The 21,674-nt window shown below is 66.2% G+C and carries 22 protein-coding genes and 3 pseudogenes; 9 read left to right on the top strand and 16 right to left on the bottom strand.

The window, feature by feature from the left end; all coding sequences use genetic code 11:
• Nucleotides 1–283 precede the first annotated feature (283 nt).
• From ACM0PY_RS11445 to ACM0PY_RS11420, 6 genes are all read right to left on the bottom strand, one after another.
• Complete coding sequence (locus tag ACM0PY_RS11445; protein ID WP_134970802.1) at nt 284–1,588, bottom strand: transporter; 1,305 nt, start codon at nt 1,586–1,588, stop codon at nt 284–286.
• 49 nt (nt 1,589–1,637) lie between these two features.
• Nucleotides 1,638–2,387 (bottom strand): hypothetical protein, encoded by a 750-nt coding sequence (locus tag ACM0PY_RS11440; RefSeq protein ID WP_180884331.1) that lies wholly within the window; start codon nt 2,385–2,387, stop codon nt 1,638–1,640.
• Between the two features lie 13 nt (nt 2,388–2,400).
• Nucleotides 2,401–3,105 (bottom strand): C39 family peptidase, encoded by a 705-nt coding sequence (locus ACM0PY_RS11435; protein ID WP_134970826.1) that lies wholly within the window; start codon nt 3,103–3,105, stop codon nt 2,401–2,403.
• A 99-nt stretch (nt 3,106–3,204) separates the two neighbouring features.
• On the bottom strand, nt 3,205–4,521 hold the full coding sequence (locus ACM0PY_RS11430; protein WP_180884332.1) for a FapB/FapC family functional amyloid domain-containing protein: 1,317 nt from the start codon (nt 4,519–4,521) through the stop codon (nt 3,205–3,207).
• Nucleotides 4,522–4,564: 43 nt separating this feature from the next.
• Nucleotides 4,565–5,182 (bottom strand): FapB/FapC family functional amyloid domain-containing protein, encoded by a 618-nt coding sequence (locus ACM0PY_RS11425; protein WP_134967799.1) that lies wholly within the window; start codon nt 5,180–5,182, stop codon nt 4,565–4,567.
• Complete coding sequence (locus ACM0PY_RS11420) at nt 5,179–5,709, bottom strand: FapA family amyloid fibril periplasmic chaperone (protein WP_134970798.1); 531 nt, start codon at nt 5,707–5,709, stop codon at nt 5,179–5,181. The genes ACM0PY_RS11425 and ACM0PY_RS11420 overlap by 4 nt, the downstream gene beginning before the upstream one ends.
• 397 nt (nt 5,710–6,106) lie before the next feature.
• Between ACM0PY_RS11420 and ACM0PY_RS11415 the strand changes: the two genes are divergently transcribed.
• Complete coding sequence (locus ACM0PY_RS11415; RefSeq protein WP_414609322.1) at nt 6,107–7,462, top strand: sigma-54 interaction domain-containing protein; 1,356 nt, start codon at nt 6,107–6,109, stop codon at nt 7,460–7,462.
• A 7-nt stretch (nt 7,463–7,469) separates the two neighbouring features.
• Here ACM0PY_RS11415 and ACM0PY_RS11410 read toward each other — a convergent pair whose 3' ends face one another.
• Together ACM0PY_RS11410 and ACM0PY_RS11405 are read right to left on the bottom strand one after the other, a co-directional pair.
• Nucleotides 7,470–8,351: a TolB family protein gene (locus ACM0PY_RS11410; RefSeq protein WP_134970797.1), complete on the bottom strand. Its 882-nt coding sequence runs from the start codon at nt 8,349–8,351 to the stop codon at nt 7,470–7,472.
• Nucleotides 8,348–9,388, bottom strand: coding sequence for a hypothetical protein (locus ACM0PY_RS11405; RefSeq protein ID WP_180884334.1), 1,041 nt, complete (start codon nt 9,386–9,388; stop codon nt 8,348–8,350). The genes ACM0PY_RS11410 and ACM0PY_RS11405 overlap by 4 nt, the downstream gene beginning before the upstream one ends.
• A 91-nt stretch (nt 9,389–9,479) precedes the next feature.
• Here ACM0PY_RS11405 and ACM0PY_RS11400 point away from each other — a divergent pair, with 91 nt between their 5' ends.
• From ACM0PY_RS11400 to ACM0PY_RS11385, 4 genes are read left to right on the top strand one after another with little or no spacing between them, the layout of a single operon-like run.
• Complete coding sequence (locus ACM0PY_RS11400; protein WP_134970793.1) at nt 9,480–10,406, top strand: LysR substrate-binding domain-containing protein; 927 nt, start codon at nt 9,480–9,482, stop codon at nt 10,404–10,406.
• Nucleotides 10,403–10,864: a helix-turn-helix domain-containing protein gene (locus ACM0PY_RS11395; RefSeq protein ID WP_180884336.1), complete on the top strand. Its 462-nt coding sequence runs from the start codon at nt 10,403–10,405 to the stop codon at nt 10,862–10,864. The genes ACM0PY_RS11400 and ACM0PY_RS11395 overlap by 4 nt, the downstream gene beginning before the upstream one ends.
• Before the next feature lie 10 nt (nt 10,865–10,874).
• Nucleotides 10,875–11,300, top strand: a complete 426-nt coding sequence (locus tag ACM0PY_RS11390; protein ID WP_134970789.1) for a VOC family protein — start codon at nt 10,875–10,877, stop codon at nt 11,298–11,300.
• The gene (locus ACM0PY_RS11385; RefSeq protein WP_065186427.1) at nt 11,297–11,527 is read left to right on the top strand and encodes a hypothetical protein; all 231 of its coding nucleotides are present in this window, start codon (nt 11,297–11,299) and stop codon (nt 11,525–11,527) included. Before ACM0PY_RS11390 ends, ACM0PY_RS11385 begins: the two co-directional genes overlap by 4 nt.
• Before the next feature lie 7 nt (nt 11,528–11,534).
• Here the strand turns inward: ACM0PY_RS11385 and ACM0PY_RS11380 are convergent, their stop codons facing one another.
• The 3 genes from ACM0PY_RS11380 to ACM0PY_RS11370 form a co-directional block, all read right to left on the bottom strand.
• Nucleotides 11,535–12,230, bottom strand: a complete 696-nt coding sequence (locus ACM0PY_RS11380; RefSeq protein ID WP_134970787.1) for an HAD family hydrolase — start codon at nt 12,228–12,230, stop codon at nt 11,535–11,537.
• A 322-nt stretch (nt 12,231–12,552) separates the two neighbouring features.
• On the bottom strand, nt 12,553–13,293 hold the full coding sequence (locus ACM0PY_RS11375) for a DNA/RNA non-specific endonuclease (RefSeq protein WP_180884337.1): 741 nt from the start codon (nt 13,291–13,293) through the stop codon (nt 12,553–12,555).
• Nucleotides 13,294–13,604: 311 nt separating this feature from the next.
• The gene (locus ACM0PY_RS11370) at nt 13,605–14,618 is read right to left on the bottom strand and encodes a DUF4034 domain-containing protein (protein WP_134970783.1); all 1,014 of its coding nucleotides are present in this window, start codon (nt 14,616–14,618) and stop codon (nt 13,605–13,607) included.
• A 159-nt stretch (nt 14,619–14,777) separates the two neighbouring features.
• Here ACM0PY_RS11370 and ACM0PY_RS11365 point away from each other — a divergent pair, with 159 nt between their 5' ends.
• On the top strand, nt 14,778–16,352 hold the full coding sequence (locus ACM0PY_RS11365) for a S15 peptidase family protein (protein WP_414609321.1): 1,575 nt from the start codon (nt 14,778–14,780) through the stop codon (nt 16,350–16,352).
• Nucleotides 16,353–16,356: 4 nt separating this feature from the next.
• Here ACM0PY_RS11365 and ACM0PY_RS11360 read toward each other — a convergent pair whose 3' ends face one another.
• Together ACM0PY_RS11360 and ACM0PY_RS11355 are read right to left on the bottom strand one after the other, a co-directional pair.
• Nucleotides 16,357–17,286, bottom strand: a complete 930-nt coding sequence (locus ACM0PY_RS11360; protein ID WP_134970779.1) for a DUF6708 domain-containing protein — start codon at nt 17,284–17,286, stop codon at nt 16,357–16,359.
• A gap of 60 nt (nt 17,287–17,346) precedes the next feature.
• Nucleotides 17,347–17,643, bottom strand: a pseudogene (locus ACM0PY_RS11355) (PfkB family carbohydrate kinase); the annotation flags it as partial.
• A gap of 185 nt (nt 17,644–17,828) precedes the next feature.
• Between ACM0PY_RS11355 and ACM0PY_RS11350 the strand changes: the two are divergent.
• A complete protein-coding gene (locus ACM0PY_RS11350) occupies nt 17,829–19,043 on the top strand; it encodes a chymotrypsin family serine protease (protein ID WP_134970777.1) in 1,215 nt (404 codons plus the stop codon).
• A gap of 65 nt (nt 19,044–19,108) precedes the next feature.
• On the opposite strand, the pseudogene ACM0PY_RS11345 reads toward ACM0PY_RS11350, so the two are convergent.
• Nucleotides 19,109–19,449: pseudogene (locus ACM0PY_RS11345) on the bottom strand (LysR substrate-binding domain-containing protein); the annotation flags it as partial.
• Nucleotides 19,382–19,699 (bottom strand): annotated as a pseudogene (locus ACM0PY_RS11340) (arsenic transporter); the annotation flags it as partial. The pseudogenes ACM0PY_RS11340 and ACM0PY_RS11345, both read right to left, overlap by 68 nt.
• A 66-nt stretch (nt 19,700–19,765) precedes the next feature.
• Between ACM0PY_RS11340 and ACM0PY_RS11335 the strand changes: the two are divergent.
• Together ACM0PY_RS11335 and ACM0PY_RS11330 are read left to right on the top strand one after the other, a co-directional pair.
• Complete coding sequence (locus ACM0PY_RS11335; RefSeq protein ID WP_134970775.1) at nt 19,766–19,978, top strand: hypothetical protein; 213 nt, start codon at nt 19,766–19,768, stop codon at nt 19,976–19,978.
• Nucleotides 19,979–20,084: 106 nt separating this feature from the next.
• Entirely contained in the window at nt 20,085–20,645 is a 561-nt protein-coding gene (locus tag ACM0PY_RS11330) for a hypothetical protein (RefSeq protein ID WP_235646769.1), read from the top strand.
• Here ACM0PY_RS11330 and ACM0PY_RS11325 read toward each other — a convergent pair.
• Entirely contained in the window at nt 20,602–21,636 is a 1,035-nt protein-coding gene (locus ACM0PY_RS11325) for a methionine synthase (protein ID WP_134970773.1), read from the bottom strand. The two genes, ACM0PY_RS11330 and ACM0PY_RS11325, sit on opposite strands and share 44 nt — an antisense overlap.
• Nucleotides 21,637–21,674: the final 38 nt, after the last annotated feature.

The following is a 21,674-nucleotide window of genomic DNA, read 5'->3' as shown; positions in this document are numbered from 1 at the left end:
GCCGGCGGGGGGGGGGGGCCCCCCCCCCCCCGCCGCGAACAGGGCCGCCGTCGAGGGCAGGCCCGCGGGCACGGTGTAGAAGTCCTTCCACTGGTCGGCCAGCACACCACCGACCGCACCCTTCACCGCCTGTACCAGACCCATGTCCAACTCCCTGTGATTCGAGGGCAGGCACCATGCCTGCCGAGCTGGGCTGAATATAGCAGCGGGCAGGGACCGCTGTGGTGCCGGAAGATGAATCCAGGCCCTGCCCGGGGGCGCAGGGCCGTGCCTGGCGCTGTCTCTACAACATGTACGGGATCTTGAAGGCGAGAGTGAAGTCCGGTGCATCCGGGGTCAGCCCGATGCCGAGCAGGGTCACCAGTGTGGTGTGCTGGTTGAGCGCGTAGGTCACGCCCAGATTCAGTGATGCCGCGTTGGCGTCGCTGCCGATCACTTTCATCCACTTCCCACCTTGGAAACGGGTGGAAGCGCGGGCGCTGATGCGGTCGCTGAAGGACAGGCTGAGGCTGGTGCGCTCGTTGAACGCAAAGGCCACGCCAGCGCCGAAGTAGACCGCGCCGCCGAGCTTCACGTCACCCGGGTTGACCGTGTCGGGGTTGCTGTCGATATCACTGAAACCACGCGGGAACGAATGCACATAGCCAACGTTGGCGAACAGGATTGCCGGATCGGCGGTCTTGACCATCGACAGGCCCACATTGGCCTGCCACACGCCATTGCCGGTGGGCTGTTCCCTGGGTACGGCGAAGCGGATGTAGTCATCGTCGTCGCGCTCGATCACCTTCCAGTCCAGACCGTAGGGTGCGCGCCCGGTAGGGGCGGTGACTCCGGCGGTGAGCACCGTTTCCGGGCGCCAGCCGCGTTCGCCGAACAAGCGGTAGTTCGCACTCAAGCCGATATCGCCCAGCCCGTTGCCATTGGTTTCTTCCTGCGCGATCGCGGCCGCCGCACCGCCCGCGCCGCCCTTCTGGTAGACGGTGCGCCGCGCCAGGTAAGGCACGTCCAGGTTGAGCGTCAGGTTCGGGCTGACACCCCAACGTGCGGCCAGGTTGTAGGTGAGCGAATCGGATTCAACGTTCTCGATGGCGATGTTGCCGAGGAAGATCGCGTCCAGCGCCAGGAAACCATTGAGGGTGAGCTGCTTGCGGTCGTAGCGGGCGTAGGTGAGGCTGTTCTCGACGGTGAAGCGGCGCGAGAACAGCGCCGACTGCTGTTGTTTCACATCATCCACGCTGCGCCGCGATTCCTGCTTCGCCTGCTGTGCCTCGGCCGCCGTACTGGCGTAGCTCTCGCTACCCTGCGACGTCTGTAACGTCGAGCCATGCTCGACTGCGGCGCCCGTTGCCGCCGCCGTTGCCGGCCCGGTGGGCCCGGTGCGTCCACTCAATCGCGCCTGCATCGCCTGCACCTGCATGTCCAGTTCGCGCAGCCGCCGCACTTCCTGTGCATAGTTGGATTTGAGCTGCTCCAGCTGGCTGGCCAGTGCCTGCACGTCGGCGCCATCGTCCGCCGCTGGCGGCGCGGCGAAGGCGGTGCCCGCCAGCGCCGCCAGCGCCAACGGGGTGATCCTCATCAAGGTGTGCATGTTCGTGTCCTGCGTTGTGGAACACTTCCCCCAACGCCGTGCCGTGGTGCTAGCGGCCCGGCCCCATGCCGCGGTTCATCGCAATCGCCTGGGCCACGTTCTGGCTCAACGGCAGGTTGCCGCCCGCGGTATCCCGCACCAGTTCCAGCCGCAGCTGGTTGCTGGCGATCTGGCCGTCACCGGCCAGGGCGATGCCCTGGCCGACGCTGCCGTTACGTATCCATTGCTGGACCATGCCCTGGCCCTCCACCTGCAGCTGCAGGCGCGTCTGGTTGCCGTCCAGCACTGCGGAGGCCGAGACGCCTGCACCCTGCGCACTGAGCGAATGCGCACCGTCGTCCGACAGGCCCGGCACCGTGCCGTTGCGCACCACCAGCGTGGTCGAATTGCGGGCAACGTTGCCATCGCCGGCCACCTGCACGCTCTGCACCAGGCCATTGGCGTTGGCCAGGCCGGTGCTGTCGATATGGCGGCCCTGCGTGTCCGGCAGCGGCGCATCTGCGGCAGTCACGTGCACGCTGGGCTGGAAGCTCAGTTTCGGGCTGCCGCCGCCGCGGAAGTCCATGCCCAGAGTCAACGCACCCTGCAATACGTTTCCGTTGCCGGCCTGCCACTGCGAGACCATCGTCACCCCGAACCACGCGACGGAATTGCCGCCCACGGTGTAGCGGCCGCGCATCAGGTTCAGTTCGGGATCCGGAATTTCCTTCAGGCCGCGTCCCGGCGCAGCATCCGCCGCCTGCAGGGGCAGGGCGGGGCTCGCCAGCAGCAGGAGCATCAACAGACGGTGGCGGAACATGGCGGAACCTCCTTCAGAACAGGTCGGCGTGGCTGAAGCCGAAATCGACCAGTTCGGCATCGGTGATCGGCCCCTGTCGCGCGTAGAGCGCGCGGGCACTGGGCCGTTCGCTGGGTTGCAGCAGGACTGTGTTGCGATCGAAATCACTGCCGATCACCACGAATACGGCACGCGATGGCCACGCAGCGAGGAATTCAGGCAGCGCCAGGCTGCGGTTGCCAAGGATGGGGTCAGCCACCTCGACCACACCGTCGCGCACCTGCTTGAGCACCACGAAGTGGCGGAAGCCGCGCACGTCCATCAGCACAAGACCCGGAACCCGAAGCGTGCGCAGGCGGGCCTCATCGATGCGATAGCCGCGCCCGCGCATGCCCAGCGATTCCACGTAGCGCTTGATATCGAGCAGCGAGAAGCCACGCTCGGCCACCAGCGCCGGGTCGGACACCCCCATCATCCCTTCGATCACCGTCGCCTCGTCGGTGTCCAGGTGGTAGGCATGGCGCAGGACGGTCGCCAGTGCGGCCGCTCCGCAGCTGTAATCGGTGTGCTGGCGTACCACGTTGCGGTAGCGCCGTTCCTGCATGCTCTCCACCTTCTGCTGCAGCAGCGCGCCATTGGGCAGTACGCCGGCGAAGCCGACGTCGCCCGCCCGCGCGGACGCGCCGCCCAGCAACAGCAGGCAGGCCAGCAGGCGTATCGAGAGACGGTGGCCGAACATCGCATTCTCCGGCAGCAAGGGGGAGCTCCTGTCCCAAGGGGGAGGAGGAACAGGAGCTCCCGGGAACCCGGCCGTTGGCGGACGGCCGGGGTGTTGCGCTTACTCGCCGCTGCCACCACCGCCGCCGGTGCTGGGCTGGGCGACTGCCAGGGCCAGGCTGTTGGCCTGCAGGTTGCCGGTGCCCGCGGCCACGTTCACGCCGATGTTGCCCGAGGCGCCGGAGAAGGCGCTGCCCGACAAGGCTGAGGTGTTGGTCGCGTTGACGTTCACCCAGCGCGTGGTGCTGACCGTGCCGCTGAGGCTGGCATACAGGTCGGCCACGCCCAGTTCGACGAACTGGCTGGTGCCACTCTCACGCGTATCGAAGCCCAGGCCACCCACCCCCGGCCGGTTGGGGTTCATCGTGGCGTTCTGGATTTCGTCGTCCAGATCGATATGGCCGGTGCTGCTGCCACCCGGGTGTGGCAGCTCCCCACTCCAGGTATCCAGATAGTAGTTGGCCATCTGGTAGGCGTTGCCGGTACCGCGGTAGGTGCCGGCGCCATAGGCCAGGGTCAGCCCGCTGACGCCGCCACGCATGCCGACCTGCACGGTATCGGTGTAGGACTGCACGAAGCCGGCGTTGCTGACCGTGTTGCCGGTGGAGACCTGGTTGGAGCTGATGCTCGACTGCGCCACCGCGGTGGTCGCGACCGAGGCCGCCAGCGCGTTCTTCTGCTCGTTGTTGTTGCCCGACGCAATGTTGACGCCGATGTTGCCTGACGCACCGCCGAAGGCATTGCCACCGAGACCTGCGGCATTGGTGACGCCGGAGTTCATCGTCGCGTTGCCGAAGCCGGCCTGGTTGACGAACACCTCGGCGTCGGCCATGCCGAAGCTGAAGGACGCATCGGCAGCGGACAATGACGCGGCATTGTCCTGGGCGTTGTTGTCGCCCGATACCACGTTGAAGCCGAGGTTGCCGGAGGCACCTGCGCCCACGCTGTCACCGATGGAGGCACTGTTGGTGACCAGGCTGTTGCTGGTGGCGTTGTTGCTGATCGACTGGCGGTTGTCGATCACGGCAATGGCCGCCGAGTCGAGGTCGATGTCGCCGGTGATGTTCGGGTCGCCGGAGAAATTGATGTCGGTGCTCAGTCGCAGGTCCTTCTCCAGGTTCACGTCGACGCCGTGGTTGTTCTTTTCCTTGCGTTCGTCGGCCTGGATGGTGCTGTGCTTCTGCACATTGACGTTGACGGTGCGGTTGCGCACGTCGTTGTCGGTGTGATTGTGGGTGTCGTTGCGGGTTTCGCTGACGGTGTGGGTGTGGTTGATGTTCGCGTTGGCGTTCTGGTTGTCCCAGCCATTGGCCGCAGCGGCGGTCGAGGCAGTGGCAATCGCCATGGCGAGCATGGTCCGTTTGACGGTCGCTTTCATGGTGCCCTCTCTCTCATCAGGTGGTGCATCGGTTGGGTGGTTGTCACGGGCGGTCCTGCACGACCAGGCCCAGTACATTGGCCGTGTCATTGCCGCTGCCCGCGATCTGATTGAGTTGCAGGACCCCGTCGAATCCCCGCAGCGCGGTGCTGGTGACGCCGGCGCTGCGGGTGCCCGTCGCGACGCCGCGACCGGCGTCGTCCCGCCCCCCTGCCAACGCGGAACCCTCGGCGGCCAAGGCCGTATCGTCGGTTTCGCGTATGCCCTGTCGGGCCAGCGTCGCGCTGACGACGTTGAGCGTCGTGTTGGCGATGCCGCTGGCCTGGTTGATGGATGCGATGCCGCTGGCACCCGCCAGCGCCTTGCCATCGATGACGGCGGTGGCGTGCATCGGCGCACCCAGCACGCGGTTGCCACCGCGCAGTTGTCGGTTGGCGATCGAGACGTCGGCATGTTCGCCCGTGGCGATGCCGCGCAGGTTGGCCTGCAGATTGAGGTCGCCGGCCGCCTGGTTGACCGCGATGGCGCCGTTCGCGCCGGCCAGTGCATGGCCGTCGATGCGGGCAACGTCGAGGTAGGCGAGCATGCCGCTATAGTCATCGGCCTGCGCGATCAACGGCGTGGCAGGCAGGATCAGCAGCAGCCAGTGCGCCCGCCTCACTTGCCACCTGCCGGGGCCATGCCCTGCAGCGGGAACTGGCCGAGCGCGCCGCGCACGGTCTCGCCGATGCCGCGGGTACTGTTGCCGACCGCGCTGAGCGGCCCGCTCATGGCGCCACCGAGACTGCTGCCGACCATGCCGTCACCGTTGCGGCCGAGCGTACCGCCCAATGCCTGCTGCGTCACACGTTCGACCGTAGTGCCTGCGGGTGCGGTGGCCGTGGCGGCCTGACCTGCCCCCATGTCTGCGTAGTCCTCATCGCTCAGCTCGTCCATCCCGTTTGCCGGGGCACCCGCACCGAGGGCCGCCGCGATCTCGCGCTGGGGTTTCGGGTCGGCGATCAGCGCCATGCCGGGCGGCGCCATGCGATAGGCCGGGCGTGCGGACACATCACGCAACAGGACGATTTCGCCCGGTTGAGCCTTCACGCCCTGGCGTGCACCGGAGGCAGAGGCGCTCGCGCCAACCGACAGCAGGGCCACAGCCAGCGTTGCCAGCAGGCCGCGAATGGGGGTGATGCCGTCCATGCCGATCTCCCGTGGTGGGTGCGGCGGAAGCACGCATCAACCGTGCCAACCCTGCAAGTCTTGGCTGCCTTGGCGTCAGGCGCTGGCAGGCGCAGGGGGCTGCTGCCGCGCTGTTACAGCGGCGTCGGAAAAATGTTGGGATCGCGCTGTACCACGCGCCGCAGGGCAAGGCGGGCGCCCGACTGTCACACGGGTGTTACAGGTGCCGTCGCGGACTGTAACGATGCCGCTTCAGCCGGTGGTCTCTTGACGCGGCGCTCATTGCGCCGCCGTTTAGCGCAGCGCTAGGATCCGCCCATCAAAGGCCGCTGCGGTGGCCGTAGAGGGTCCCGGCGGAGGGCGGCACGCCGGCGATTGCCTGACAGTCCGCCGACGGTGTCCGGATGCTGGGGGAAGCATGGCGGCGGTCCCGGAGGCTTCTACATCACGTTGCGTGCTCTGGTTCGGCGAGCCGCTGGCGAACGAGCGCAGCGCGCTGGCGGCCGCAGGCTGGTACGTGCGCCGCATCCATCCCGACCCGGCGATGGCGATCGGGCTGCGCGGGCGTGATCGGCTGGTCGCTGTGCTGGATCTTCGCCATCTGGATACGCCCGCGCTGCAGTTGCTGGCGCCATGGATCGAACAGCACGTGCATCTGCCCTGGATTGCGGTGCTGCCACCCGGCGCGGGGCCCACGCCGGCAGCGTGGCTGCCCTTGCTGCAGCGCTGCATCTCGCGGTTCACGCTGCCTTTCGGCCTGCAGGACCTGGTGGCTGCGATGCGCCAGCAGTTCGACGCGGATGATCCTTCTGCCAGCGAGGTATGCGCCGGCCAGGGGCCGCGCACACTGATCGGCGAGAGTCCTGCGTTGCATGCGGTGCGCAGCGTGCTGCACAAGTTCGCGCCGGTCGAACTGCCGGTGCTGGTCACCGGCGAAACCGGCACCGGCAAGGAGCTGGCGGCTCACGCGCTGCATGCGTTGTCCGGCCGTGCGGGCAAGCCGTTCATCGCGGTCAACTGCGGTGCCATTCCGGCCAGCCTGGTGCAGTCGGAGCTGTTCGGCCACGAGCGCGGCTCGTTCACCGGCGCCGACAAGCGCCAGATAGGCGTATTCGAAGCCGCACACGGCGGCACCGTGTTCCTCGACGAGGTGGGCGACCTGCCGGCGGAGGCGCAGACCAGCCTGCTGCGCGTGCTGCAGGAAGGCACCTTCGAGCGCGTCGGCAGCAGCCAGCCGCTGCGGGCCGACGTGCGCGTACTCGCGGCCACCCACGTCGAACTGGAGCACGCGGTGGCGCAGGGGCGGTTCCGCAGCGATCTTTACTATCGGCTCAATGTGCTGCGCCTGCTGATGCCGCCCTTGCGCGAGCGTGGCGCCGATGTGCAGCGGCTGGCCGAGCACTTCCTGCGCTGCTTCCGCCTGCGCCACAGCGTGCGTGCACGTGGCTTTGCGCCCGCTGCGCTGCAGGCGATGCGGCGCTTCGGTTGGCCCGGCAACGTGCGTGAACTGCTCAACCGAGTGCAGCGGGCGGCGATCATGGCCGAAGGCGAGCTGATCAGCGAGCGTGACCTTGAACTGGGTGGGGCCGAGCATGCGCCGCCGGGCGCGATGCTGCAGGATGCCCGCGGCCAGGCCGAGCGCGATGTGCTGCTGCAGACCCTGCGCCAGACCGGCTACAACGTCTCCGAGTGCGCACGGCAGATGCAGATCTCGCGGGTGACCGTGTACCGGCTGTGCCGCAAGCATCGTCTGGAACTGCCGGCGCAGCGTTGAGTGCGGATCATGGTTCGCCCGAACGGTAGTGGATGCGGTACAGGTCCAACCCCGCACCGTCTGCGCGCCGCGCCGAATAGGTCAAAGTGTCAGGTTGCGAGCCATCCAGCATCGCACCGTAGCTGTCGCCGGAGGCTTCGTTCACCGGGGAGGGCAATGCATGGCCCGCGTCATAACGGCCTCCACGCTCGTAGGCAATGAACTGGCGGACCGGTGCAGTGGCGAAGTCCAGGGCGCGGGCAAACACCACCGTTTGGCCGTTGCCGAGGAACGTGGCATCGAACTCCTGTGCGGCGGTATTGATGCCACCCGCCAGCGGCCGCGCCAGCTGCGCCACGCCGCCGATCATCGTGGCGCTGTAGAGGTCATGGCCGCCGGCACCGCCCGCGCGATCGCTGGAGAACAACAGCGTACGACCGTCCGGCGAGAGCATCGGCGCGAACTCGTCGGCCGCGCTGTTCACCGCGGGGCCCAGATTCTCCGGTTCGCCGAATCGACCGTCACGTCCAATGCTGACCCGGTACAGATCGTCGCCGCCCTGGCCGCCTGCTCGATCCGAACAGAAATACACCGTGCGGCCATCGGCAGAAAAGGCGGGATCGAAGTCTCGTCCCGGCGTGTTGAACGAGACCGGCGTCGCCGGCCGCCAGCGCTGCCCATCGTGGCGGGAGACCCAAATGTCATACCCGCCCGGACCGCCGGGACGGTTGCGGCTGAACCACAGCGCGGTGTTTCCGTCCGGGCTCAGGGTCAGTCGAATCTCGTCGTACTGCGTGGATGCAACGCCCGGCGCAAAGCGTTCAGCGGAGCCGACGATCTGCAGCACGCTTGAGGGAGTCGCGTGGGGCGACGCAGCAACCAGCAGCATCACGGCCAGCCGCGCTTTCATGCCTGCCGCTCGAAGTCGCTGACCCAGTTGGTTTCCCAGCCGCGCCCGCCATCGGTCGATGCCGCCTGTTCCCAGCGCGCCGAGCGCGGGGTAATGCGTGACCAGATCACCCGCGTCTGGATTGATCGACCGTCGTGCTGGTCTTCGCCGAAGAAGCGGCCGACGCCGGCCTCGAAACCACCGCGCAGCGGCGCGCCGATCCGGGTCGGCTCCCGGCCATCCAGCCACCAGCTCAGCCAATGCCGCTCAGCGGCGTTCCAGGCGCGGATACCCATGCCGCGCAGCGGTGCTCCCGGCACGTCCATCAGGTTGTCGCCTACGTTGCCGAATCCTCCCAGTACCGGCCAGTTGTGCAGGGTGCCGTTGAACGCGTCCCACGCATCACTGCCTGCCAGCCGAGCACGCAGGCGACGATGGCGCACGTTCCAATGGCCCACCAGGAAATCGAAATCGCGCGGTGCATCTGCCAGCTTCGGAAGCGGAGAGGGGGCTGCCGCAGTGCGGCGGAACCAGTTGCGCCAGTTCACTTCCCAGTGCGCGCCGGCATCGTCGGAGAACGCCTGCTCCCACCATGGCTCCTCGCCATGGATGTCATGCCAGCGGAACCAGACGTCGATGGGGCGTCCCTTGAAGTGATCACGACCACGGAAGCTGCCGCCATCGCCTTCGAAGACGCCGCGCACGGGCGCTTCGATATGGGCAGGGTTGCGCCCATCGATCCACCAGATCGACCACGTGGAAGACACCGGATCAAAGGCACGCACGCCCAGACCTCTGTACGGGCCCGAAGGCAACGCCATGACGTTGTCATCGATGGTGCCGAGCCCGCCCAGAGTGAGCCAGACCGCGCTGGCGCCGCTGAAGGCTTCCCAGCGGGTGTCATCCACCAGGCGCTCCTTCAGGCGTTGGTGCCGGACCCGCCAGTTGCCCTGCAACCATTTCCAGTCTTCGCTGTGGCTGGACAGGGGCCGCCCCGAGGGTAGGGCGCTTGAGGCTGCCACTGCGGCCAAGGTGGCCAGGAACTGCCGTCGATCCATGTGCGTGACCCCTTGCCGGAAGTGCCTCCATCGTTGCGGGTGCGAGGGGGATTGACCACGCAGATATCCGGGCTCAGGCTAAGCCACACTTATGGTGACCCAACGCCAGCTTCCATCGCTTGCCGCCATCCGCGCCTTCGAAGCGGCGGCGCGGCTGGGCGGTTTCGCCCGTGCCGCCGAGGAGCTCGACACCAGCGCGGCATCGGTGAGTTACCACGTGCGCCGGCTGGAGGCCCAGACCGGCACCTGCCTGTTCCTGCGCCATGCACAGCACGTAGAACTGACGGCGACGGGTGCCAGCGTCGCGCAGGAGGCCACCCGGGCCTTCGACGCGCTTCGTGCCAGTTTCATGCGCGCCGCTGACATGGATGCGGCGCGACTGCGCCTGTCCGTATTGCCCACGCTGGGCACCAGCTGGTTGACACCGCGGCTGGGCAGTTTCCGCAGCCGCCATCGGAACATCGTGCTGGAACTGGACCTGTCGGCAGAGCCGCAGGACCTGGCCGCCGGGCATTTTGATGCTGCCATCCGCAATGGGCATGGCGAGTGGCCCGGGCTGCAGGCCACGCCCCTGTTCCCCAGCATTTTCACCCCGTTGTGCGCGCCAGCGCTGCTGCCGGCGGCAGACGGGCTCGGGCGCCGGGCCTTGGAGGTTCCGCTGCTCGGCAGGCCCGACTGGTGGGCACTGTGGTTTTCCGCACATGGCGCGATTCCGCCGCCGGCCGAGGAGAGCCTGGTCAGCCCGTTTGCGATGGAGCATCTGGATGTCGGCGCTGCCATTGCCGGGCAGGGCATCGCCATCGGCTCGCCGATCCTGTTCCAGGCCGAACTGGACAGCGGGCGCCTGGTGCAGGCACATCCCGGTGTGGCCAGCGACGGGCGTGGGTTCTGGTTCGTGGCACCGACGGCGCGCAGCCGGAGCGCCAAGGTCATTGCATTCGGTGACTGGCTGGGCGAGCAGGCCGCGCAGGCCAGGCATGCGGCGCGACATCATCTGGCGCGCACGGTGGCGGCATGAACCAGAGCCCTGAACTGCTGCGACGCCTGCTGCGTGCCAAGGACCGGATGGACCATGCCAGCCACGAGGACTGGCCGGTGGCCCGCCTGGCCGAAGTGAGTGCCGTATCCGCGGCGCATTTCGCGCGTTCGTTCAAGCAGGCCTTCGGGCTGCCACCGCATCGCTACCTGCTGAGCCGACGGATTGAACGGGCCGTGGCGATGTTGCGTGACACCGATCTGCCGGTCACCGAGATCGCCGCGCAGACCGGCTGGAGCAGCCTGGGCACCTTCGGCCGCATCTTCCGTGACATCACCGGCGACAGCCCGGGCAACGTGCGCGAGCATGAGCGGGCCGGCCAGGCGACGCCGGCCTGCGTGCCGGAGTGCCACGCACGTGCCGCGCAGCGACCGGACCTGAACATGGCAGTTTTGGAGAAGCGCCGGCGCGCGGCGGTTGCTAACGTGGATCGCACGTGAGGGAGGTCCCATGACAAACACTGTGAACACGGTCGGCCTCTATGTGCGCGACCAGGATGAAGCGCTCGCGTTCTACGTCGGCATGCTCGGTTTCGAAGTGCACACCGATGTGCGCAATGGCAGCTACCGTTGGCTGACGGTACGCAGCCCCGGCCAGGACGGATTCCAGCTGGGGCTGTTCGTTCCGGGCCCGCCCACACACGACGCGGCCACCGCGCAGGCACTGCAGCAGCTGGTGGCGAAAGGCGCAATGCCGCCGCTGGTGCTGGCCGTCGATGACTGCCGGGCACGCTATACGCAATGGCTGGCACAGGGCGTCGAGTTCACCCAGGAGCCGGTCGAACGCTATGGCGCCATCGATGCCGGATTCCGTGACCCGTCCGGCAATGGCTGGAAGATGATCGAAGCCCGATCCGAAGCGAGGCGCCGTCAATGAGCCGGGGTGGCTGGGCGCGGCCCGTGCATCGCTGGACCTCGATCGTCTTCACCCTGGCGGTGATCGCCAATTTCGCCGTTCGCGGGCTGGGGCAGGGCGAGCCGGCAGCGTGGATCACCTATTCGCCACTGCCGCCGCTGTTCCTGCAGCTGTTCACCGGCCTGTACCTGTTCGTGCTGCATTACACCGGGAAACGCCGCAGCGCCACGCTGGGCGCTGCAGGCTGAGGCCGCCTCAGGCGGCAGCGTCGGCGGCGTAGGCCGCCAGCAATGCCGGCAGCTGGTCCATGCGCTGGAAGATCACCTTCGCACTCGCAGCGCGCAGGGCCTCCGGCGTGCTGTGGTGCGGGCCGCCCTCGCTGAAGCCAAACACGGTGGCACCCGCCGCCACGCCGGCGGTCGCGCCGGTCACGGTGTCTTCAATGACCGCGCAGCGCTTCGGATCCACACCCAGCGCGGCAGCGGCCGCCAGATAGACGTCCGGGTGCGGCTTGGTGTTCGGCATGTCCTGGCCGCTGTAGACGTGGTCGCCGAATGCATCGAGGAGGCCGACCTTGCCCAGCTGCAGTTTCACCTTGATCAGGTCGGCACCGGACGCGCAGGCAATGCGGCCACCGGTCGCTGCGGCGATCGCACGCACGGCCTCGGGCGCCCCCCGGATCGGCTCCAGATCCCGTTCCAGCGCCCGGTTGCGCTGCTGGCGGAACTCCTCCAGCCATTCCTCGGTGAACGGCTTGCCGGTGCGCTCTGCGATCAGCCCGGCCAGATGGGCCACGGATTGGCCGAGGAAGACCTCGCCGGCCTGCGCCGGGGTCAGCGGCCAGCCGCGTGCGGTCAGCATTTCCGAGAGCACGCGGGCGACCAGCGGCTCGGAATCGACCAGTACGCCGTCGCAGTCGAACAGCACGGCATCGAAGGGGAAACGGGACATCTACTACTCCGGGAACAGCCAAAAGGGCAAGGCGCCCGCCATTTTCCCATAGCGGGACGGGCAGGGCACGCTGGCCACAGGAACGCTAGACTGCCGGGCCACCTCACCCAGCGCCTGCACGGGAATACCCCTTGAACCGAGTGCGATCCCAGGCCCGGCACCATCGCCTCTTCAGTGCCGGCATCGCCGGCGCGGTGACGCTGGCCGGCAGCTGCCTGCTCCCCGTCCCGTCGTCGGCGCCGCAGTGCAGTTCCTGGTTGCCAGAGTGCTGGCGTCACGATGGCTGCGCGTACAGGCATCGTGACGTTCCTCTGCCCGCCGATCAGCCCAGGTCACACCCTGCAGGCTGTGGCCAGGTGCTGGCCGGCAGCATGTTCTTCAGCGAGGCCGGTGCGTTGATCGCCACATAGCTGGCGCCCAGCAGCTCCTCCAGATCGGCAATCGTCACCAGGTAGTTGTCCAGGCTGCCCAGGTTGGCCTCGTTGGGAATGATCCAGCTGATCGCCTTGGCGGTTCCGGTGTTCGGGTCACGGGTGATGATCGTCTTCCAGAAGAACTCCGGGGTCGGGATGCCATGGCTGGCCAGGAAGTAATCGTTGGCGGCGTCGCCGTAGACCACGCCACCGTAGACGTCCACCGGCGCGATATCGCGGTAGCACTCGGCCACGTTTTCGGCCTTCACCCAGATGCCCTGGTTGAAGCTGGACACCTGCGGGACGATGTTGGTCATGTAGTTGGCGCGGCGGATGTAGGTCGCGTCGTAGTCCATGTGGTTGGACGTGACCAGATGGCCACGGTCATAGCCGGATCTGATGCTGGCGTAGGACGCGGTGCTGGACTGGCCCAGGCAACCGGCCGGCAGGTCCGGGTCCTTGTAGAAGCTGGACGGCCGTGCGGCCGAACCGGTATCGGCGGTAAGCGTGTACTCGTAGCGGGTGGCGCCGTGGATGCTGCAGTCGTAGGTCAGCACGAAGCCGCCCTTGTTGAGGGTGACCACCTGGGCCTGTGCAGCACCGGCAAAAGTACTGAGTACCAAGGCAAAGACAAAGCTTGCAAGGCGCATTTCGATTCTCCAGCAGAAGATTCAGGGCGCAGCCGCCCGTCACGACCTGGCCGGGGCGAGGACATGCGGAGATGCTGCGGAGACGGATGCTGCGGATTGCGGTGGAGCCTGGCCGCGTTGTTGGGCCATCAGCCCTGCGGTGTCATAAGCGTCACAAGCTGGCGCCTTGTGGTCAATGGCGAAAGGGCGAAGCTGTGATCATGCGCAAGCACTGGTGATATGTCAGATCACGCGGCGCGTGGATGACACGCGCGCGTGCTAGGCGCCTGGCAGGCCTGCCAGCTGCGCCCCTGGGCCTGCGGCGGCGGGCGCTACAGGAATGTTTCCTGTTCTTCGTCCGGCGCCAGGCATGCGGCCTTGCTTTGCTCGGTCGAGTGCGCAATGGCCGCCTCGTCGAAACCGGCGCGGCTCAACCACAAACGATTCCAGCGGACCAGTGCGTCGCCGTCGCGTGCCAGGCAGGCATAGCGGACGATCGATTCCAGGTTGTCGATGGTCGGGTACTGCTGGGCGATTTCGTCCAGCCCCTGGCGCATCAGCGGCCAATCGGGCTTCGCTGCGCGGAAGTGATCGGGCGAATATTCGGTGGCCGACCAGTACAGCCGTGCGTAGCGCATGGCCCGCTTCTTCTTGGGTGCACTGGCCATCGAGTGCCGCGCGAAGGCTTCCATCTTCTGCGCGCTGCCACCCCAGGCCGGCGTGAAGTACTCCATGGCAATGAGGTGCAGTGGTTCGTAGTCGGGGAAGGCCTTCGCTGCGCGATCAACGAGCGCCAGCATTTCGTCGTCATCCGCGCTTTCGCGCAGCGCGATCAGCACGTTCATTTCGTGCCAGAACGGGTCGCCGCCGGCAACATCCTCATGCGATTGCAGGTAGGCCCGCGAAACCGCGTTGTACTCATGGAACTGTGCCCAGTCTCCAGCGTTGACGGTGTTGGCGTAACCGTTGCCGCGGTAGCTCCAGGCCAGGTTGAGTGGAATCCGTGCGGTGATCAGGTGGGCCGCCGCAGACTTCGGCGCGTGCTGAACCCAGCGCGCCGCCCATGCAGACCAGTCGTTCCAGACTTGAACCTCCTGCCGCGACGTGCCGATTGCACGCGACATGCAGATGTAGAAACGGCCGAGCCGGGATTGGCCGGCGGCGTTGAGCTCGCCCTTGCGGAAACGCGCGGCCATCGCGTCGAGTGCCGCAAAGTCGTCGTTGGCCATCAGCCGCGCGATTTCCGCGCAGTCGTTGGTCGGTTCGGGGGCATCTTCCGCCAACACTGAAGGGGCGAACAGGCAGGCGACGCTGGAGAGCGTGCCTGCGACGAGCATCCTGTGCATCGGGGGCGTCCTTGCTTTGATGGGAGACTGCGGAGGGCCCGCAGTGCCTCGAAGCATAGCAAGGCGCGCTTTGCGGCATGTTGCGTCGCAAGGTGCCAGCCACCATTCGCACTGGTACGGTCCGATCCGTTGCACCACCACCGACGGGGAGAGACAACGATGCGCAAGGTTCTGCTGCTGTTGATCCTGCTGACCGGGCTGGCGCCCACGGCCCTGGCGGCCACGGTCAAGACCACCCATCGCACCATCCCCAGCTGGGATGGCACGCCCCTCGGGGCCTTCGTCATCGAACCCCAGGAGGCCGGCAGTGACCGCTATCCGCTGCTGGTGATGCCCAGCAGCTGGGCAGTGCCCAGCGTGGAGTACGTGGGCGTGGCTCAGTCGCTGGCGCAGCGCGGCTATGTGGTCATCAGCTACAGCTCGCGCGGCTTCTGGGAGTCCGGCGGCAGCATCGACATCGCCGGGCCCGCCACGATCGAAGATGTCAGTGCCCTGATCGACTGGGCGCTGGCCAACACCCGGGCCGATCCGGCCAGGATCGGTGTCTCTGGCATCTCCTACGGGGCCGGCACCAGCCTGCTGGCGGCGGCACGCGATCCGCGCATCAAGGCCGTTGCCGCGCTGAGCGGCTGGGCCGACCTGCAGGCGTCGCTCTACAGCCATGACACGCCCAGCGCACAGGGCATCGCCCTGCTGGTGGCAGCGGGCCTGGCCACTGGCCGCCCCGGAGCGGAGCTGGCCACCATCAACCGCAATGTGCTGGTCGGCAACTACCAGGGGGCGGTGGACTCGCTGCTGCCGGTAGCGGCACAGCGCAGCCCGGCCAGCAGCCTTGATGAGATCAATGCCAACCAACCCGCGGTATTCCTCGCCAACGCCTTCAACGACAGCCTGTTCCCGCCGGGCCAGCTGGTCGACTTCTTCTCCCGCCTGAAGGGACCCAAGCAGTTGCAGCTGCGCCACGGCGACCACGCCCTCAACGAAGCCTTCGGTGCGCTCGGCATTCCCAATGAGGTCTATGCCACGGTGGGCGACTGGTTCGACCACTACCTCAAGAGCGTGGCCAATGGCATCGATCGCCAGCCGGCGGTGCAGTTGAAGTCGCAGAAGGGCAGCTGGAGCCGTTATCCGGACTGGCAGGCCACCTCTACCGGCGCCGTAAGCTACGGGCTGACCGCGCCGACCGGGCTGCTGCTGCCCTCCGGAGGGCTGGCCGAGAGCGGTGGCGGCACCGGTTGGAACTACCGGATCGGCAGCGGCCTGCTGACTGCCGCCAACTCCGGCGTGGTGATGGCGTCCGGCGCGCTGCAGATGTTCAACCTGCCGCCCGGCGCCTATGTGCCGTTCGTTGGCCGCAACGCCGCAGGCGTCTGGCAAGGCCCGATCTACTGGAGTGCACGCCGCCTGGATGGCGCACCGGAAGTGCGGTTGACGGTGACGCCCACGCGCGCCAACACCACGCTGTATGCCTACCTGTATGCGGAGGATATGCTGGGCAACGGCCAGCTGATCAGCCACAAGCCGTACACCCTGCGCGGCGCCACGCCCGGCCAGCCGAGAACCATCGATCTTCGCCTGGAAGCCAGCAGCTGGAACCTCCCGACCGGCAGCCGGCTGACCCTGGTGGTCGATACCGTGGACCTGCGCTATGCGGGCATCAGCCAGCTGGGCGGTGCGGTGACCTTCAGCTCGCCGGCCAACGCGCCTTCGGTGCTGAAGGTGCCTTTGCATTGATGGGTCAGCGCAGGTCCGGTGGATTCATCGAAGCGTCGCGGACACAGGGATCACCGGCGTCCGGTGTCAGGCGCGCCTCGATGTCCGGTGGAAACCGCGGAATCCTGCTGGTCTGCATCACCACCCAGCGCATGATCGTGTGCAGGTAGTTGAGTGGCAGCATCGTGAGCCACATGAAACCCGGGAGCTGCGCGTCTTCGGCGAAGATGCGCTCCTTGCAGGACGCGAAGCTCCCGCGCTTACCGTCCAGCGGCATGCAGTAGTGCACCGCATCCACGACGGCTGCCGGTCCTTCTTCCATGTAGCGCCGCAGGAACTCCCAGTGGGCATACGCGTTCTCGATGCGGGAGGTCGCGATGCAGAACGCGAACGTCTCCCGTACTGTCACGTCATCCGTGTCCAGGATCAGTCCGCGGACATCCCAGTTGTACCATCCGAAGGTTCCGGTTCCGCGGCCAAGCGTGAAATATACCCGGTCCCAGGGCGCGCTGAGGGTGGTGCCATCCAGCCGGAACACGTGTATCTGCCGATGCTTGCGATCAAGCGCGATCGGATAGTAAGTCCAACGGAACAGCTCGAGGCAAGCCACCCATATGCTCGCTGCAGTGAGGACGGCCAGCATCGCCATGCCTATGAATATCGCCTCCCACAGGCCGTTTTCGTTCGGTAGCCTGTTCACGACCAGCAACCAGAGCAGCATCAGCATGCCGCCCAGCCCGAAGGCAATGCCGATCGCGCCTAGCAGGGCTGCAAAGCCACGTGCGGCGAACCAGCGATCCACCGAAACCAGGCAGTTCGAATTCATCTTCACCACGCACAGCTGCGCCAGCGGCGCGACATCCAGTCGCTTCTTCCGCAGCAGGCGGTGCTCACGATCAAACGCATTCAGCGGGCGGTTGTTGGGAAATTTGCGCGTGTATCCGGTGTAATCCATGGGCGATCCCTGCGCGATTCCAGCGCCCGTTGGATTCTAGCGGGATTATCCTGGGGGAGATCAGCAACGAACGTCGAACTGGTCGCTCTCCATCAGCGCCCGGACTTCAGCTTCGCGGGCAGGGCTGAAGTCGCCGGGAATGGCGTGCTTCAACGCGCCCGCGGCCAGTCCGAAGCGCACGGTGCTTTCTGCGTCCAGCCCGGACAGCAATCCGTGCACGATGCCGGCGGAAAAGGCATCGCCACCGCCGATGCGATCAACGATGCCGGGCAGCGGCCTCGGAGGAGCCTGCGCGCGGGTTCCATCGCGTCCCAGCAGCAGCGCACCGAGCACGTGATGGTCGGCGCTGATTACCTGGCTGTTTCTGAAGAACTACCAGCGCTAAGCTTGATCTGGCGCGACGCACACCTGCGTTGAAGCGCGCAATGCATCACGAAACGGTGAATGGCCCTCCTGCCCCGCCGAGCGCAAAGTGGTTTCCTGCGACCTTCGGCCGTGGAGCCGGCACTGGCTCCTGAACTCATTCCATGGAGGAAACCTAGATGTCGCTAGCATCAGTTCTGCTTGTTCTCGCGTCAGCTCAGAGTCTCGCGGTCATGCCGGCAGGCCAGGCATTTTCGGAGAAGGAATCGGATATCGCTGCCAAGGCCTACATGAGTGCGAACGGCGTGTCACTCGACACCGCCAAGCGCAGGCTGGAAGTTGAATCCGAGCTACCTTCGGTCATCGCCGAACTGAAACGGCGATACAGTGATCGGCTCGCATTTGTTTCGATCGAAAACATGCCCGATCAACACCTCGTTGTTGGACTGAAGGGAAACATGATGGAGGCGGTCCGGCACTTCAGAGTGAGCGACTCATCCATCAGGGTCGAGTTCGAGGAGGGGTATCCGTACACGGAGAAGGAGTTCTCCGAAACCATGCATAGAGTCGTTCCACTTGTGGTCGAACTCATACCTGATGCAGTGAGTGTGGACGGCCGCCCCGAGCTGGGCATGATTGACGTTTCGGTTCGTGGAGCCGATGCAAAATCGTATGAAGCGGCCAAGCGCAAGATTGAAGAGGCTGCGAAGCTGAAGGTCAACATCATCCTTGGGAGGGATCCCTTCCGCAATTCGGCGTACACCGCCGGTGGGGCGATCCTGACTGCCAATGGCAGGATGTGCACAAGCGGCCTTGCGGTTCGGCACAAGCTGACCAAGGTAAAAGGGCTCCTTACGGCAGCGCACTGCGATGATCAGTTGCTTTACAGCAATTACGGTCATGAGGTTGGTGGCCCGCAGGTCATGATGCCACTGACATTCCAGGACGCGCTCTTCGACGGTAGTCACGATGTTCAATGGCACTCGCTTCCCGCTGGAAATACACCGCTCCAGGAAGTGTTCGCAGAATTGAAGGGTGAGTACCAGACGAAGGCATTGATACTGATCCATGCGGACCTTCCACTGCATGGCCTCCTTTGCTTCCGAGGGGCTCGCACCGGCTTCAGTTGCGGAACCGTCACATCGGTGCAGCACGCCCCGTCGGGCGTATGTGGCGCTGCAGTCTGTGCACCCACTTTGGGAAGAGTGGAAGGATCCGAACTTGCATGCGCGTCCGGTGACAGCGGCGCCGCCGTCTTCAACAAGAGCGGCTCAGGCTACGGGATCGTAAAATCCGCTGAGAATCCCAGTGATTCAATCGAGAAGGGAAGCTGCAAGGCGTTGACCGTCATGCCCTTCGGCAAGGTTGCCGATCTGAATCTCGACCCGGTATGAGGCACCGGGACCGAGGAAGCCTTCAGTAGGCGCCGCAGGGAATTGCTGCGGACAGGAGAGGTGGCGCGCTCTGCCGTGGGCGAGAGCAGGGCACCACGGCGGCGGACGATGCCGATCGTGCGCGACACTACCGGGTTGCCGATCGCGCGTGTCACCAGGGTGGGGTGATCCCCGTCCGGCGTGGCCGTCTTCGGCAGCGCTGACACGCCGATGCCGGCCTCGACCATGCCCAATGAGTCGACAGGTGGGTCACTTCGTAGTGCCAGCTGAGCTTGAGGCTCTCACGCGCCAACGCACCATTCAGCAGCGTGCGGTTGCCGCTTGTGCGGTGCACGGTGATCAACTGGCGCTTGGCCAGATCCGCCCATTCCACCTTGCGCTTGCGTGCCAGGGAATGATTGTGCCGGGTCGAACAGGCCTTCGCGCCGCGCCAGCCCGGCCAGCATCATCATGCCGATCAGGAACAGATAGACATCGCGGCCCTCGGCCACCGCGTGCAAGGGCGTGCCGAACGGCACCGTTCCCAGCAGTGGAGGCAGAAGAGCAGCCCCCAGTGCCCACACGTACTCCGGAATGCGGAATGGCCGGAACAGCAGGCCGAGGGTCGCCACGGTCACAGCCGCCCAGATGAGGAAAGAGGAACAGGAAGCGAGCATCGGGCGGGGTGTCGCACCTCCCCGCGTAAGGTGGGAGCCATTCAGGGCGTTGCGGTGGACTCAACGATGTTCGACTACCAGGGCTGGACCTTCAACGCCAATGGCCGAACCCGGGTGGCCCGGGTGGAACTGGATGGCGACGGCGGCGGCACCATCAACCGTTACCGGTTGACCCTCGGGCCCGCGCAGTCCGGGCTGTGCATCAAGGTGGCCTCGCAGGAGGAAGCCGCCAAGAGGCTCGAAACCGAGGTGGAGAAACTGCTCGGCCCAGAGTGGTAAAGAGGGGAGTGGTAAAGAGGGCTTCACTGCGGCAGAAGCGTTGTGAGGTTGCCAACGCCACTCCGCAATCTCAGTCCATGCGACGGCCGACCGTATTCTTACGGCCATGCATCCGCCCTCCAGCGCTCCCGATTTCATGATAGCCCGCCGGCCCTCGGGCTGGGTGCAGAGCGGCGAGCGCTGGGATCTGTGGTGGAACGGCCGTTCGGTGGCCAGTATCGTGCCGCATGCCGCGCTCGGGTTCCGTCTGTACCTGGACGCACGCAAGATGTCCCAGGCCAAGGTCGTGTCCGCCACCAGCGCCCGTCAGGCCAAGCGCTACGCCGAGCGCTGGTGTGCTGCACGGCTCTGCCCGCAGTTGCCTCTGCGCGATGCGGTGGCGCGGTTGGTGGATGCCGCCGGTACTCCACCGCCTCCGGCGCTCACGCGGGAGCAGCGGCACCAGGCCCGGCGCCTGGCTGAAGCCGGGGCAGGGGAGATGGGGCGGATCAAGGAAGCGCTGGCGCCACGGCCGCGCATGACGGCCGCCAGGCCCGAGGTGCAGGGGCGAGGTGGAGCCTGGTCTGTACCCGGCCAGGTTCCATCCTCCCCGCGCCGAAACGGGAACACATCCCCAGCCAGGGCTACGCCGAAAGCTCCTCACGTACGATCCTCGCCCCCGCGCTGAGTGCGCGCAGCTTGCCCCTGGCCACGTCGCGCGCCAACGGCGCCATGCCACAGTTGGTGCTCGGGTAGAGCTTGTCGGCGTCCACGAACTGCAGCGCCCTGCGCAGCGTGTTGGCCACATCCTCCGCCGATTCCACCGTGTTGGAGGCCACGTCGATGGCGCCCACCATCACTTTCTTGCCACGCACCAGCTCGATCAGGTCGATCGGTACGTGCGAGTTGTGGCATTCCAGCGAGATGATGTCGAGGTTGGAGGTCTGCAGCTTGGGGAACGACTCTTCATACTGTCGCCATTCCGATCCCAGCGTCTGCTTCCAGTCGGTGTTGGCCTTGATGCCGTAGCCGTAGCAGATGTGCACGGCGGTCTCGCACTTCAGCCCTTCGATCGCACGCTCCAGCGCGGCCACGCCCCAGTCGTTCACTTCGTCGAAGAACACATTGAAGGCCGGCTCATCGAACTGGATGATGTCAACGCCGGCGGCCTCCAGCTCCTTAGCTTCCTCGTTGAGGAGCTTCGCGAATTCCCAGGCCAGCTTCTCACGGCTCCTGTAGTGCGCGTCGTACAGCGTGTCGATCATCGTCATCGGGCCGGGCAGCGCCCACTTGATCGGCTGCGTGGTCTGCCGGCGCAGGAACTTCGCATCCTCCACGAACACCGGCTTCGGACGGCTCACTGCGCCGACCACGGTCGGCACGCTGGCATCGTAGCGGTTGCGGATGCGCACGGTTTCGCGCTTCTCGAAGTCGACGCCGCTGAGATGCTCGATGAAGGTGGTGACGAAGTGCTGCCGGGTCTGCTCGCCGTCACTGACGATATCAATGCCGGCATGCTGCTGTTCCTGCAGGGACAGGCGCAGGGCGTCCTGCTTGCCCTCGATCAGGGCTTCGTCCTGCAGCTTCCAGGGTGACCAGAGCTTCTCGGGCTCGGCCAGCCAGGAGGGTTTGGGCAGGCTGCCTGCGGTGGAGGTGGGAAGCAGTTTCTTCGTCGACATTGCGTCTTGTTTCCTGGGGGCGGATTGAAAATCGATGG

The sequence above is a fragment of the Stenotrophomonas sp. BR163 genome (assembly GCF_047520985.2).
Classification (GTDB): Bacteria; Pseudomonadota; Gammaproteobacteria; order Xanthomonadales; family Xanthomonadaceae; genus Stenotrophomonas; species Stenotrophomonas sepilia.
Note: the sequence above shows the minus strand (reverse complement) of the source record. Positions and strands in the feature narration are given on the sequence as shown.